The 14,542-nt window shown below is 61.3% G+C and carries 13 protein-coding genes; 4 read left to right on the forward strand and 9 right to left on the reverse strand.

Annotated elements, in window-relative coordinates; translation table 11 throughout:
• Positions 1-74 precede the first annotated feature (74 nt).
• From GWQ29_RS18655 to GWQ29_RS18690, 8 genes are all read right to left on the reverse strand, one after another.
• Positions 75-431, reverse strand: a complete 357-nt coding sequence (locus GWQ29_RS18655; protein WP_275920048.1) for a copper-binding protein — start codon at positions 429-431, stop codon at positions 75-77.
• Between the two features lie 48 nt (positions 432-479).
• On the reverse strand, positions 480-3,608 hold the full coding sequence (locus GWQ29_RS18660) for an efflux RND transporter permease subunit (RefSeq protein ID WP_275920049.1): 3,129 nt from the start codon (positions 3,606-3,608) through the stop codon (positions 480-482).
• A gap of 73 nt (positions 3,609-3,681) precedes the next feature.
• Positions 3,682-5,214 carry an efflux RND transporter periplasmic adaptor subunit gene (locus tag GWQ29_RS18665; RefSeq protein WP_275920050.1) on the reverse strand — a complete coding sequence of 511 codons (1,533 nt, stop codon included), beginning with the start codon at positions 5,212-5,214 and terminating at the stop codon, positions 3,682-3,684.
• 323 nt (positions 5,215-5,537) lie between these two features.
• Positions 5,538-5,987 carry a hypothetical protein gene (locus GWQ29_RS18670; protein WP_169046510.1) on the reverse strand — a complete coding sequence of 150 codons (450 nt, stop codon included), beginning with the start codon at positions 5,985-5,987 and terminating at the stop codon, positions 5,538-5,540.
• 184 nt (positions 5,988-6,171) lie between these two features.
• Positions 6,172-6,978 (reverse strand): exodeoxyribonuclease III, encoded by an 807-nt coding sequence (xthA, locus tag GWQ29_RS18675; protein ID WP_021138035.1) that lies wholly within the window; start codon positions 6,976-6,978, stop codon positions 6,172-6,174.
• Between the two features lie 139 nt (positions 6,979-7,117).
• A complete protein-coding gene (locus GWQ29_RS18680) occupies positions 7,118-8,080 on the reverse strand; it encodes an ion channel (RefSeq protein WP_275920051.1) in 963 nt (320 codons plus the stop codon).
• A 60-nt stretch (positions 8,081-8,140) separates the two neighbouring features.
• Positions 8,141-9,787 carry a tetratricopeptide repeat-containing response regulator gene (locus GWQ29_RS18685; RefSeq protein ID WP_169046508.1) on the reverse strand — a complete coding sequence of 549 codons (1,647 nt, stop codon included), beginning with the start codon at positions 9,785-9,787 and terminating at the stop codon, positions 8,141-8,143.
• Positions 9,788-9,897: 110 nt separating this feature from the next.
• Entirely contained in the window at positions 9,898-10,938 is a 1,041-nt protein-coding gene (locus GWQ29_RS18690; protein ID WP_275920052.1) for an FAD:protein FMN transferase, read from the reverse strand.
• A 331-nt stretch (positions 10,939-11,269) separates the two neighbouring features.
• On the opposite strand from GWQ29_RS18690, the gene azu reads away from it, so the two are divergent.
• Positions 11,270-11,710 carry an azurin gene (gene azu / locus GWQ29_RS18695; protein ID WP_005312677.1) on the forward strand — a complete coding sequence of 147 codons (441 nt, stop codon included), beginning with the start codon at positions 11,270-11,272 and terminating at the stop codon, positions 11,708-11,710.
• A gap of 210 nt (positions 11,711-11,920) precedes the next feature.
• Positions 11,921-12,124, forward strand: a complete 204-nt coding sequence (locus GWQ29_RS18700) for a hypothetical protein (protein WP_021138030.1) — start codon at positions 11,921-11,923, stop codon at positions 12,122-12,124.
• A 33-nt stretch (positions 12,125-12,157) separates the two neighbouring features.
• On the opposite strand, the gene GWQ29_RS18705 is transcribed toward GWQ29_RS18700, so the two are convergent.
• A complete protein-coding gene (locus tag GWQ29_RS18705; protein ID WP_169046506.1) occupies positions 12,158-12,715 on the reverse strand; it encodes a HutD family protein in 558 nt (185 codons plus the stop codon).
• A gap of 296 nt (positions 12,716-13,011) precedes the next feature.
• On the opposite strand from GWQ29_RS18705, the gene GWQ29_RS18710 reads away from it, so the two are divergent.
• Together GWQ29_RS18710 and GWQ29_RS18715 are read left to right on the forward strand one after the other, a co-directional pair.
• Positions 13,012-13,980, forward strand: a complete 969-nt coding sequence (locus tag GWQ29_RS18710) for a nucleoside hydrolase (protein WP_169046505.1) — start codon at positions 13,012-13,014, stop codon at positions 13,978-13,980.
• Between the two features lie 158 nt (positions 13,981-14,138).
• Complete coding sequence (locus GWQ29_RS18715; protein WP_275920053.1) at positions 14,139-14,474, forward strand: DUF3634 family protein; 336 nt, start codon at positions 14,139-14,141, stop codon at positions 14,472-14,474.
• Positions 14,475-14,542 lie beyond the last annotated feature (68 nt).

Genomic DNA, 14,542 nt, shown 5'->3' on the forward strand with positions numbered 1-14,542 from the left:
CTGACGAGGTGCCCAAACGCACCTCAAGATAAACGGCGGGATGGAGAGTCCCGCCGTTTATCTTGTCCGTCAATTCACTGTTTTTGCAGCTGGGTGACTGTCAGCTTGCCAGCCGGGTTTTCGGCGTGAAAGCGCACCGTATCTCCGACCTTTAGCCCCTTGGTCAGGGCCGGATCGGCCAGCAGGAACACCATTGTCATGGGGGGCATTTTGAGGTTGGTGATGGCCTCGTGTTTGATGCCCACCTTGCCGCTGGCCTCGTCGATACGGCTGATGATCCCCTTGGTCATCGCGTTCTCTCCCGTCGCCTGCATATCCATCCCCTCCATCTGGGCCATATCGTGCCCCTCGTGGCTCATGGTCATTTCGGCCCGGGCCTGGAGAGAGGCAAGGCCGAGCAGCAATGTCATTGCAAATGTCTTGTAGTTCATGGTCTTTTCCTCGTGATTGATTCAAACACTTCGTTGATTGCAAAAGGGTTAGTCGGCTTCTTGGTCTGCCTGCTTGCCAAGGCTGTGGCTGCGCCACAGGTAGTAGGCGGCTGGCAACACCAGCAGGGTCAGCACCAGGGCGCTCACCATGCCGCCGATCATCGGCGCGGCGATGCGCTGCATCACCTCGGAGCCGGTGCCCTGGCTCCACATGATGGGCAAGAGGCCGGCGATGATGGTGACTACCGTCATCATCTTGGGGCGCAGGCGCAGGGCGGCGCCGTGGATCACTGCCCGGTGCAGACCCGCCTTGTCCGGATTGCCGCTCGCCACCAGCTCATCCCAGGCGTGGTTGAGGTAGACCAGCATCAGCACGCCTGTCTCCACCGCCACCCCGGCCAGGGCGATAAAGCCCACCCCCACCGCCACCGAGAGGTTGAAGTCGAGCAGCCAGAGGGTCCAGATCCCGCCCACTACCGCGAGCGGCAAGGTGGTGAGAATGAGCAGCACCTCCTGGAAGCGGCGAAACGCCAGATAGAGCAACAGCACGATAATGGCGACGGTCAATGGCACCACGTAGGCGAGGCGTGCCTTGGCCCGCTCCATGTATTCATACTGACCCGACCAGGTGAGGGCGTAGCCCGCCGGCAGCACCAGTTGCTTGCTCACCTCGGCCTTGGCCTCTGCCACAAAAGAGCCGATGTCGCGGCCGCGAATATCCACGTAGACCCAGCCGTTCAGGCGCGCGTTCTCGCTGCGCAACATGGGGGCTTCGTCACTGATGTAGACCCGGGCCACGTCCGCCAGCGCGATACGTGCGCCGCTCGGCGTGACCACCGGCAGCAGCTCCAGGCTGGCCACCGAGTCGCGATAGCTCTGGGGGTAGCGCAGGTTGATGGGGTAGCGCTCGCGCCCCTCTATGGTCTGGCCCACCTCCATGCCGCCCACAGCGGTGGCGAGCACCGCCTGCACATCGGCGATATTGAGGCCGTAGCGGGCCGCTTTGAGCCGGTCTATATCCACCTTGACGTAGCGGCCACCCGCCACCCGCTCGGCGTAGACGGATGCAGCGCCCTCCACCTTGCCGACGATCTGCTCCAGATGCTGGCCGACTTGCTGAATGACCTTGAGGTCGGGCCCCGCTATCTTGATGCCGACCGGGGTCTTGATGCCGGTGGCCAGCATGTCGATGCGAGTCTTGATGGGAGGCACCCAGGCGTTGGTGAGGCCGGGGAAGCGGATGAGGGAGTCGAGCTCCTCTTTCAGCTTCTCCGGCGTCATGCCGGGGCGCCACTGGTCGCGGGGCTTGAGCTGGATGCTGGTTTCCATCATCACCAGATCGGCTGGGTCTGTGGCGGTCTCGGCGCGCCCCGCCTTGCCGAACACGTTCTGCACCTCGGGCACGGTGCGAATGAGCTTGTCGGTCTGCTGCAGGATCTCCCGCGCCTTGCCCACCGAGATATTGGCCGCTGTGGTGGGCATGTACATTATGTCCCCCTCATCGAGGGGCGGAATGAACTCCGAGCCCAGATACTGGAGTGGCCAGAAGCCCGCCACCGTCACCATGGCGGCGATTGCTAGAGTGGTTTTGGGGCGCGCCAGCACGGCTTTCAGCAGCGGTATATAGGCCTGGCTCAAGCCACGGTTGAGAGGATTGGCCTGCTCGGCCAGCACCTTGCCGCGAATAAAATAGCCCATCATGACTGGAACGAGGGTGATGGCGAGTGCCGCGGCGGCCGCCATGGCGTAGGTCTTGGTGTAGGCGAGCGGATGGAACATCCGCCCCTCCTGCGCCTCCAGCGCAAACACCGGCAAAAAGCTCATTGTGATGATGAGCAGGGAGAAGAAGATGGCGGGCCCCACTTCTATGCTCGCCTCCGTGATGATGCGCCAGCGGTTCTTGTCGGTGAGTGCCTCCCGCTCCATATGTTTGTGGACGTTCTCGATCATCACAATGGCGCCGTCCACCATGGCGCCGATGGCGATGGCAATGCCCCCCAGCGACATGATGTTGGCGTTGATCCCCTGCAGGTGCATGACGATAAAGGCCACCAGAATGGCGATGGGCAAGGTGATGACCACCACCAGCGACGAGCGCAGATGGAACAGGAAGGCCAGACAGACCAGCACCACCACGGCGAACTCCTCCAGCAGCTTGCCGGAGAGGTTGTCGATGGCGCGCTGGATAAGGTCGGATCTGTCGTAGACAGTGACCACTTCTACCCCTTCCGGCAGGCTGCTTTTCAGCTCCGCCAGCCGCGCCTTGACCCCGTCTATGGTGTGCTGGGCATTCTCGCCATAGCGCATGACGATGATGCCGCCCACCACTTCCCCTTCGCCGTTGAGCTCGGCGATACCGCGCCGCATCTGGGGGCCGGTGACCACATCCGCCACATCGCCGAGCAGCAGCGGGGCGCCGCGCACAGTGGTGCCAAGCGGGATCTGCTTGAGGTCGTCGACGCTCTTCAAATAGCCATTGGAGCGCACCATGTACTCCGCTTCCGCCATCTCGATGACGGAAGCGCCGGTCTCCTGATTGCCCTGCTGGATGGCGGTTTCGATAAGGGAGAGCGGAATGCCGTAGGCGCGTAGCTTGTCCGGGTCGACCCGTACCTGATACTGGCGCACCATGCCGCCGACGGTGGCGACCTCGGAGACGCCATTGACGGTTTGCAGCTCGTACTTGAGGAACCAGTTCTGCAGGGAGGTAAGCTCGCTCAAGTCATGCTTGCCGGTTCTGTCCACCAGGGCGTACTGATAGACCCAACCCACACCGGTGGCATCGGGGCCGAGCTGGGGTTTCGCCTCGGCCGGCAGATTGGGGGCGACCTGGCTCAAATACTCCAGCACCCGGGCGCGGGCCCAATAGAGATCCGTGTTGTCGTCAAACAGCACATAGACGAAGGAGTCGCCGAAGAAGGAGTAGCCGCGCACCGTGGTGGCTCCCGGCACCGCCAGCATGGCGGTGGTGAGCGGGTAGGTCACCTGATCCTCCACCACCTGGGGGGCCTGCCCCGGGTAGGCCGTCTTGATGATCACCTGAACGTCAGAGAGGTCCGGCAGGGCATCCACCGGGGTCTGTTTCACCGACCAGAGCCCCCAGGCGGTGAGCATGACGGTCAACAGCAGCACCAGAAAGCGGTTGCCCACGGACCAGCGAATAATGGCAGGGATCATGATCTGGCTCCTTGCTCATGTTGCGCAGAGCGCGGAGCTTGGTTGTCGGCAACGTAGCGAATAAGCGAGGGGATCATGGCTTGGCCCCCATACCGTGCTGGCTAGGATCCATGCCTTCCATCTCATCTGTTGCCTGCTCCGGAGCGTGGCCGGTGGCCGGTGCACTTTCCTTGGCACTCTCCTGATGGATGGTGGTGATGCGGTACTCATCCCCCTCCTGCATCACCTGCAGATGGAGGCTTTGCCCCTCGGCCAGTTTGCTGATATCGACTCCTTCGGCGACGGTGAACTCCATCTCCATGGCAGGCCACTGCCACTGGGGGATGGGCGGGTGGGCCACCATCAGGGTGCGGCTGGCCAGATCCATGCTTTGCACAGTCCCTTGAGTCCACACCTGCGCCGGGCGCACCGCCGTCATGCGCTGGAAGTCCGAATCGATGGCCGATTCGGAGTCGAGGAGGAACTGGGCCGAGCGGACTATGCTATCCCCAGCCTCTACCCCTGCCTTGATGGCCACCTTGTCGCCAAACTGAAGGCCCAGAGTGACGGCCACCGACTTGAAGTTGCCATCCCCCAACGCCAATACCAGCCGGTTCTGGTTGCCGGTGCGGATCACGGCTTCGCTCGGTACCACCACTTGGGGCTCACCCTCGCCGGTGCGAATACTCACCTTGGCGAACATATTGGGTTTCAAAAACTCGTCCGGGTTGTCAACGCGCAGCCGCACCTTGAGGGTGCGGGTAGCGGCATCCAGGGTTGGGTAGAGGTAATCCACCCGGCCCTGCCAGCGGCGGCCCGGGGCGTAGTCCAGGGTCATGGTGACCGGATCCCCCACTTTCAGCTGTGCGGCCTGGCGCTCGAACACCTCGGCGCTCACCCACACCTGCTGCAGGGTGCTGATGTTGAACAGGGCGGCGGCGGGCTCCACATACTGACCCTCGCGCACCTTGAGCTCCGAGACATAACCGCTGCTCGGGGCATAGATGCCAATGGTTTCACGCACCTGACGGCTGCGTTTGAGGGCGACAATTTGATCCGCCGGCACCTGCAGGGACTTGAGCTTGCCCTCGGCGGCGCGCAGCAGCAGCGGGTTGGCTGTGTTGAGGGCGAGCAGGTACTCGTGCTGGGCGTTGACCAGATCCGGCGCGTAGATCTCGTAGAGCAGGGCGCCTTTGGCCACCTTCTGCCCCTCGCTCTTGATGGCGAGGGTGCGGATCCAGCCCGCCATGCGGGCGTTGATGGCCTCCAGCCGATCTTCGTCATAGCCGACGTAACCCACTGTCTCGATCTGCTGGTGGATGGGCAGTCGCTCCACTTTGGCTAGCCGCACCCCCAGGTTCTGCTGGATCTCGGGGCTGATGGTGACTGTGCCCGGCGAGCCGCTTTTTTGCTCCTCATAGACGGGGATAAAGTCCATCCCCATGTTGTCCTTGGCCGGGCCATCGCGCTTGTCGCGCGGATCCATGGGGTTGACCCAGTAAAGGGGCGTCTTCTCTTTGGCGGTTGCACCGTCGCCAGTCTGTTTGGCGGCCCAGTAGCCGCCACCGGCCCCGAGGACCAGCAGCAGGGCTGAGACAAGCAGCTTTTGGCTTGATTTATGGCTCATAGGGAACCTCCGACCTGCATCAGGCGGGCGCTAATGGTGCAAGGGTGAGCGGCAACAGGCTCGGTCAATCGGGCAGATGACATATGCATCTTCTCTTCTGTCAGGCCGCCGGCTTGTGATGGTGACAGACGCATAACGAGCGTCTGGTTGCTGCATCTATCGCAGCAGATCACACAGGCTGGGCGGCAAACGGGGCGTTGCTGACGAGTCAGCGGACGCACGGTTCCCTGCTATTGCTGGCGGTGCCAGCCGTCACAGGGTCAGGCAAGGACGTGCAGTGTTGGGCAAGGTCAGCCTTGTCCCATGCACGGGAGAAGATCCTTCTAGTGGCGCAGTACCGACAGCATCAGATGTCGGCGGGGCCAGGAGGGGGGATGAGTGCCACGGCTACGCAGGAAGGGATCCCGCAGCCAGTGATCGAACAGATGGCTGGCGACCCCCAGATGGGGCAGCAGCAACAAAGGGAGAACGAGCAGGGTCAGCAGCGCGGCCAGCAGTGGCAAGCCGGCCCCGGTTGGCGAGGTGAGGCCGCCGTGCATCTGGCAGTCATCCTGGCTCTGGGTGCTGGCCTGGCCATCGTGGCAGGGGAGGCTCTGCATGGCCGGGGAGGTCTCGGCGCTGCCGCTCATGATCATCATGGCATCCGGGGACTGGGCAGCGCCTTCGTCGACCGTGGCGCCATGCCAGCTAATGCAGAGGGTGAGATTGCAGACGAGCAGCAGCCCCAGCAACAGCCGGGCGATGAGCACTGTGGGCAATCTCGATGACAACATGGGTGGTTTCCCTGCGACAGATGGGCCGAATGTAAACCTTGCCGAAAGGTGAAGGTCAAGGCGTGGCAAGCCCCCTCTGTCAAAGAGTTTATATGGATTAAGAAATGGCGGAATTGCGAACACAAAAGCCCCCGCATCGGCGGGGGCTCAGGGTCAGGGGCGACAGGATGCCAGGCTACCGGGATCAGGCGAATGTGGCCCAGATGGGAGCGTGGTCGGAGGGTTTTTCGATACCGCGCAGCTCGTAGTCGATGCCGGTCTCGGTCACTGTGTCCTTGAGGGCGTCGGAGGCCATGATGAGATCGATGCGCAGGCCGCGGTTCTCGTCAAAGCCCTTTGAACGGTAGTCAAACCAGGAGAAACGCTCGCACTCCGTGGGGTTGGCTGCGCGGAAGGTGTCGGTCAGGCCGAACCCTTTCAGGCGCTCCATCCATTCGCGCTCGATGGGCAGGAAGGAGCACTTGCCCTCTCGCAGCCAGCGTTTGCGGTTTGCCTCGCCGATGCCGATGTCGAGATCCGTGGGGGAGATATTCACATCGCCGATCAGCACGAGTTGATCATTCGGGGTGTGGTGAGTTTCCAGATAGTGCTGCAAGTCCTCGTAGAACTTCTGCTTGGCCGGGAACTTGGTCTCGTGATCCTGGTTCTCCCCTTGCGGGAAATAGCCGTTCATCACCTTGATGAGGGAGCCATCCTCCCGTTTGAAGGTCGCCATGATCATGCGGCGCTGGGCATCTTCCGGATCGGTAGGGAAGCCTTTTTGTACCTCGACCGGCTTCTGCTTGCTCATGATGGCCACCCCGTAATGGGCCTTCTGACCGTGGAATTCCACGTGATAGCCCATGGCTTCCACGTCTGCCAGCGGGAAGGCCTCGTCGTGTACCTTGATCTCCTGCAGGCCGATCACATCCGGCTGGTGTTTGTCGATGATGGCTTGCAGCTGATGAAGGCGGGCGCGCAGGCCATTGATATTAAAAGAGATGATCTTCATGTCCGGGATGCTCATGTCATTTTTATAAGTCGCTATTGGACTAGGAATCCGCCGCGGATGCAAGTTAAGGGGCCGGCTTGGTCCCGCTTGCATGGGCGCTTGCCCCGGCGCCATCGCTGGCTGGGGAGGGCGGCGCCACTCAACGGGTCATCTTTTTCACGAACACCACCACAAACAGCGCCAGCGTGAAGCTGCCGGTAAAGGCCTCGAAGGCGGCGAAGATCCGCGACAGGCCCACGGGAGTGAAGTCGCCATACCCCAGGGTAGTGAAGGTCACCACGCTGTAGTAGAGGCATTCGAGCAGGAAGATGGCATTTTGCTTGAAGGGGGCGCCGGGCTGGTAGATAAGGTGCTCACCCTGGAAGTTCAGGCCGAAGAAGAAGTAGAAGATGCTGCAGATGAAGATGAGCAGCAGGGAGAAGAGCACCACCCGCATCGGCGCCTCGCCGTAGCCGCAGAAGAGGTCGACTATCCAGGAGGTGAATCTCTGGATTGACCAGAGCGGCAACTGCAGGCGGCGCATGGTGAGCTCCCGCTGTATGTAGCGGCCTGACATGGTGAAGATGCCTTGCGCCTCCGAGGCTTTGCGCAGATCCCGGTAGGTCTCTTCCGCCTCCTTGAACCAGATGCGGGCCTGTGCCGGATCCCGCTCGCTGCGTCCGCGCCGCTCCTGCATCAGTCGTTTGCCGGTGTTGAGGTTGTCGAGGCGGGTGTTGTGCCAGCGGATGCCGAGCAGATTGACGTCGTCGAGTTCGGCGCAGTGGAGGTTGGCGTCACTGAGATCCGCCTTCATAAGGCTGCCGCCCTTGATGCGAATACCGTAGAGGTGGGCACCTTGCAAGTTGGCCCGATAGAAGTTGCACTGCTCCAGCAAGAAGCCCTGTGGTGCTCCCTTCTTCACCAGATTGAGCCCGGCCAGGTTGGCACGGGCCAGTTGCAGGCCGTGGCACAGACCGCCCTGATGAATGTAGTGTTCCAGCTCATGCGCCGTCTGGGGATCCTGATGATCAGCATGGGGATCGTGCCAGCGGCACAGCTCGTGCTCCCCTGCCTCCTCGCTGCAGTGACGCCCGTCCGCCACCAGATATCGACACATCGCCATTGCGGTTCTCCTCCCCTCGCCGAGTCTGTATCAGCATAGGCGAGGGGAGCCGCTCTTGGGTCAGCTGAGCTGGGTAAACTCCTGACGCAGCTTGCGAAAACGATCCTGCTGGGTGGGGTTGAGGGGGATGCCGTCCAGCACCTCCAGCGTCTCTTTGCACTCGGCGCCAAACTCCGGGCTCTTGCGATTCTTCTGCATCAGTTGCAGCAGCACCTGGATCTTGTTGAGGGCAGCACCTGTATTGGCGGGAGCGCGGCGCAGGGCCTCGCGAAAGTGGCCGAGGGCCTGCTCCAGCTCACCGCTCTGATAGGCCTTGATACCGAGATCGTTGAGCTGCTGGTAGCGCTGACGCCGCTCCAGCACTGTCTTGTCATCGCGGGTGGCCTGGATGCAGGTGGTGAGCAGCCTGTCTTCATCTTCCGCCAGCAGTGCCTGCAGGCTCTCGGCGTATTCGAATTCGCCGAGCTGGTAGAGGGCCAGTATGGTCTCGCCCAGCAGGCTGGGGGGCATAGTGGCCGGTTGATCGAGCCAGTTCTGGTTGGCGCGATAGAGCATCTTCTTGCCCTTGAGCAGCTCCCCCAGGGCGATCTGCACCCTGGCCTGGCAGATCTGCTCGAACACCGGGTAGTTGAACTCCGCCATCATCAGCGAATCGCGGATGCGAGACAGGGCCGAATTCACCTGTTTCTGCAGATTGGCGATGTGGTAGCTGTCGTTGCTGTTGAGGGCGTACAGGGTCAGAGTCTGGATATAGGCCCCCAGATAGTGGGGGGTGCGATGGATGGAGTTGCGCGACAAGTCGATGAGGGAGAGCAATACATCCTTGGCCTGGGCGTAGTCGTGGCGTAGCAGGCACACTTCTGCCAGCCGGCGGGAGAGCTGCACCGACTGGGGCGAAATATCCACCGCTCGCCTGAGCTCCTGCTGGGCCAGCTCGCTATTGCCAAGGGCCAGCTGGGATTCTGCCAGCCACATGTGGGCCTCCACCATCAGCGGGGTATTCTTGAGGGTAGCCTGCAGGTGGCTCACGGCCTCCTCGTTCAGGCCCAGGGTGTGGCACGCCTTGCCCAGCGTCAGCCGGGCCCAGCTGTTCTCTTGCCCGGCCAGCAGTTGGCGCATCAGGCTGCGCGCCTCCTTGGCCTGCCCCAGCTTGAGCTGGGTATCGGCTTGCAGGCAGCGGCAGAAGTTGGCAAAGCGGGGCACCGCATCGGCCCGTTCTGCACAGACGGTCAGCAGAGCAGGCAGATCGTCCTTGGCAAGAGCGGTGAAGACGCTCTCCAGCGCCTGGCGGCGGGCGAGGGCACGCTTGAGGCGAAACGAAAACTGTTCCTGGGAGAAAGGCTTCATCAGGTATTCGTCGGGCTCGGCCTCCAGCGCACTCAGCACCATGGCGCGGGAGCTGTCAGCGCTCACCATGATCACCACGCTCTGGGGGGGGATGAGATGCTGATCCCGCAGGCTTTCCAGCAGTTGACGCCCGTTCTCGCCGCCCCCCAGTTCGTAGTCGAGCAGATAGATGTCAAAGGTCTCTTTCTGACAGCGGCGCCGGGCCTCCTCGGCCGCATTGACGTAGGTAATGCGGTTGATGCCCAGGTTGATCAGCATGGCCTTCATCATCACCTGAAAGGATCGCTGTTCGTTGACCAGCAAGATGCGCTTGGGCTTGGGCGGGGCTTTTTTCTCTGGTTCGGTGTCAGGTGTCTGCATCTGTCAGGGTCAAGGCGCTACGGGCGGATAACAGAAGTGTGCCACCAAAGCGCGCAGACAGGCAATTTAACATGGGCAGGCCCCGCTGTTTTTCAGCGGGGCCATACGGCTTATGGCTTTTCTTGCACCAGATAAGGGGCAAACTGGGGAGTGAATTTAGCGGTAAAGCCCTGCTCCGTCTTGATGATGAGATAGGCCGCCAGCTGGTGTGCTTTGGCGAAGGCCATAGCCTGCTCAGGCCCCATCACCATGAGCGCTGTATCGAGGGCATCGGCTTCCAGCGCTGTGTTGGCCATCACGCTGGCGGAGACCAGCTTGTGGGTCACGGGGGCGCCTGTTTCCGGGTCGATAATGTGGGAGTAACGCTGGCCATCGAGCTCGTAGTAGTTGCGATAGCTGCCTGCGGTGCTGAGGGCCATGCCATTGGGGGTTACAACATCGGAGAAGGCGCCGGGTTGATCCGCCGGCTTGACAATGGCGACGCGCCAGGGCTTGCCCTTGTTGTTGTGACCTTTGCTGCGCACTGCGCCCGCCACCTCGATGAGGTAGTTGTGGACTCCCCTGCTCTCAAGCAACACGGCAATTTCATCCGAGGCGGCGCCTTCCCCCAAGGTAGAGAGATCGAGGTAGAGATCCGGGATGGCCTTGCTGAGCAGGAAGTGGTCCCCCCGCGGGGTCAGGGTCAGTTTGTCGATACCCACCTTTTGACGCGCCTTGGCGATCTGTACATCACTGGGTTTTTTGAGCGGGCGCATGTCCGGCCCGAATCCCCACAGGTTGACCAGCGGACCTATGGTGACATCCAGCTTGCCATGAGTGAGATGACCCGTATCAATGCCCTGCTGCACTATGATGGCCATGGCAGGCGGGATCATCATGGGCTGGTTGGCTGGCCCCTGGTTGAAACGGGAGATGAGGGAGCTCTTGTCATAGGTGGAGATCTCCTTGTTCATCCGCGTCAGCAGGGTATCAACCTCACCTTGCAGTGCTGCTTCACCCCCCGGATAGGGGTCGTTCACCGTCACCACATAGTAGGTCCCCATGGTTTGACCCTGAATGCGGGTCTGGGTGGGGGCCGGCTGGCAGGCGGTCAACATCAGCACCAGAGGTAACAGCAGGCCGCGCAGGGCCGATACAGAGGTGAACGACATAAGCAAGATCTCTATCTCAAACAGGGCGTTGTGCCACAGGGTCGCCAGCTTAGCCAAGAGGTTGGCGGGTGGCGAGGGTCTGGCGCACAAAATCGCGGACAAAATTAAACACAGGTGGGCCGGTGACGAGACCGACGCGTATTCATTCAAACTCAATATCTATTGTTCATCGGGTCAATCTGGTGATGTGACCCGCAGCTTTGCACTAAAGCCATAGCCGATTGACAACACTTGAGTAGAATAAGGTCGATTTTGACAGCATCTTTGCCCGTTGTGGATCACAGCCTGAGGCAATTGTGTTGCCATCTATTGCCAATCAAAGGAGAAGATGATGAAAAAGGCGATCACCCTGCTGTTTCTGAGCACCCTGGCGGCCCCGGTCCTGGCCGATGAGTGCGCGTTGGTCATCGAAGGCAATGATGCCATGCAGTACAACCTCAAAGAGATGAGCGTACCGGCGACCTGCAAAGAGGTGACAGTGACCCTCAACCACACCGGCAAGATGCCGGTGACCGCCATGGGCCACAACTGGGCGTTGTCGAACACCGCCGACTATCAGGCTGTCGCCACCGCCGGCATGAGCGCCGGTGCCGACAACAACTATTTGCCCAAGGATGATCCGCGGGTGCTGGCCCACACCAAGATGATTGGCGGCGGCGAGAGCACCAGCGTGACCTTCAAAACCGATGGTCTTGCCGGTAAAGACCTTACCTTCTTCTGCTCCTTCCCCGGCCACTTCGCCATGATGAAGGGCAGCTTCAAGATCGGCTAAGCCGCTTGTTCTGGTTGTCATGAAGAAAAAGCCGGGCTGCCCCGGCTTTTTTATGATGCGCAAATCTTGTATCGATCGCGGATGTAGATGAGCCAAGCGATTGAATAAAGGGTTCATTTCGTGATCTGGCAAGGAGTTGCCACGCCTTGGACGGGATAAAATAGGCCGCAAGCGGGGCCTGCTGGCCCGGACACTGAATGGATGTGAGTGATGAGCGCAGTCAAATGGATTGTCAGCTGTTGCCTGATGCTGGTGTGCGCCCTGGCGCTGGCGGCTGAGCCCCCGGTCAAGAAGAGCCGCAATGGCATCTGCCACCCCCAGGGCGGCACCTACTACAGTCGCACCAAGCATTATGTTCCCTACGACACCATGCAGGCCTGTCTCGACAGCGGGGGCCGCGCCCCCAAACGTTGATCCTGTCTCCAATGGCCTGCGCGGGCCTCTCCCTTAGCTGGCTTGCAGGGTAAAGAAGGCGATGGCGGTTTTCTTCTGGCACTCCAGCCGTATGCTCTCCTCACCGGTCACCACCAGGGTCTCGTTGATCGCCAAGGCCCGATCCTGCACAGTGAGCTGACCGCTCAGCAGATGGCAAAGATAGATTTTGTCGGCCTCCAGAGTCAAGGTGAGGGGAAACGGCAGATTGAGCACCCGTACGTTGGCGCTGATGCGCGCAGGGTCGTAGATGAGCCCCAGATCCGTCACCTCTTTTTTCAGCAAGGCGCAGTGGGTCTCGTCATCCCCGCTGAAATGGGCCGCTTCAAGGGTGGCGTAAGGATGGCCGTTGAGCACGAAGCCGGCGCCGCTGACGGGCAGCAGGATGCGCTGATAACCCGGGAACCGGGAGAATACACCGGCTTCCTTGATGGGGGCCGAGCTCAGCCGGTAGTCAAAGTCGAGTTTGTCCAGAGTCGCCCCCTTGGGAGAGATGAGGATCTGGGCTGTGGTGCCCTGCTTGTTCTTCCAGGGCATCTTCAGCTGGTCCGACTCTTTAATCAGGGTGATCACAATGGCGCCTCGGCAGATGGATGAGAGAAGTGGTCAATGAGGCCAAGTGATACCATTCCGCACGGCGGCTCACAAGGTGGCAGCTATCCGCGGCCGTCCGGTTGCCCACTATTTCAGCACTCTTTCGCTGCGCAGGCCGGCTGTCAGGTTACCGGCCTGTCTCTGCCACCCGTTCTGCTCAAGAAGACGCCACTCGACCCGCTCCGGGGGAAGGCAATCGTCAGGGTGTGATCACAGCGCTGTTAAACGGGCAGGGTGTCGTTACACTGGCAGCTCCGTTGTTGTCTGGAGGCCCTATGAGCCACAAAATCATTCTGGATACCGACCCGGGTATCGACGACGCCATGGCAATTCTGTTTGCCGAGGCGCACCCCGCCATCGATCTCATCGCCATCACCACCGTCTTTGGCAACGCCACCATCGACAATGGCACCCGCAATGCACTCTGGCTCAAGCAGAAGTACGGGATGAAAGCAGATGTTGCCCAGGGCGCGGCCGCGCCGCTGCTGCGCGATCCCGTGGGGCCGACCACTGTCGTGCACGGCCCGAGTGGTTTCGGCGATGTCGAGGCCGGGGAGGTGAACCTCACCCCGGATGCCCGCCCGGCCTGGCAATACATAGTCGACGCGGTGAAAGCCGCCCCCGGCGAGATCACCCTGGTCACCATAGGGCCGCTCACCAACCTGGCGCTCGCGCTGCAGGAGGCGCCGGAGATCACCGGGTTGGTGAAGCAGGTGGTGGTGATGGGCGGCGCCTTTGGCGTCAACGGTCATCGCGGCAACGTCACCCCCTATGCCGAGGCCAATATCCACGACGATCCCGATGCCGCCGACCGGGTGTTTACCGCCAACTGGCCCGTGGTGATCATAGGGCTGGATGTGACCCAGCAGAGCTTCTTCAGCAGTGGTTATCTGGATGCGCTGCGCGATGAGGCGGGCGAGCCGGGCCGCTTCCTGTGGGAGGTCAGCCGTTTCTATCTGCGCTTCTACTCGGAGCGCATCGGCCTGGATGGTTGCCACGTACATGATCCCTCCGCCATCGCCTACGTGATCGATCCGACTCTGTTCACCCTGAGAAAGGGGCCTGTGCGGGTGATCAACAGTGGCCCCGCCATTGGTCATACCCTGCAAAAGTTCGATGACAAATCCCACCCTCATGACGGCTGGGCCGACTATCGTGCCCAGCATGTGGGGGTGGCGGTGCGGGATCAGGCGCTGCTGGCGCTCTATCGCGACACCCTGGTGGCCTGGGGCAAGGATTGCTGACCTGTATAGGGTGACTGAACGCAAGGTGAGTCGACGGCTGTGATCCGCACCAAACATTCCGGCAATGGGGCCGCTTATACTGTCTGACAGCAAGACGTCAGCGTGGGTGGAAATAGCCTGGAGTGACGTGCTGACACTGAGTCGTTAGGAGGGAAGAGATGGCCTGGTTATCCTTGTTGGTGGCAATTGCCCTGATCGGGTGGTTGATGACGCTGGGGCGGGGAGCCCTGTTCGAGATCCGGTTGCAAGCGGACAAGGTGGTGGTCAAGCGGGGCAAGGTATCCCCCGCGTTTTTGGCCCAGGCCCGGCAGATCCTGCACCACGATCCCGTGCGGGGCCGCATCCTGGGTCAGCGGGACGGGCATGGGGTCAAGCTGGTCTTCTCCCGTTCGATCCCTGAGCCAGTCGCCCAGCGTTTTCGCAATATCTTCCCTTACGCCGATTACCACCAGTCAGTTGTGTCCACCCAAGGTCCCAAGTCCCGCAAGGGCTGACGCCCTGATGGCACACAGCAAACGGGCCTCCATGGGAGGCCCGTTTTTTATGGCTAAGGTCAGCAGTC

It is taken from the genome of Aeromonas sp. 2HA2 (assembly GCF_029237345.1).
Classification (GTDB): Bacteria; Pseudomonadota; Gammaproteobacteria; order Enterobacterales; family Aeromonadaceae; genus Aeromonas; species Aeromonas salmonicida.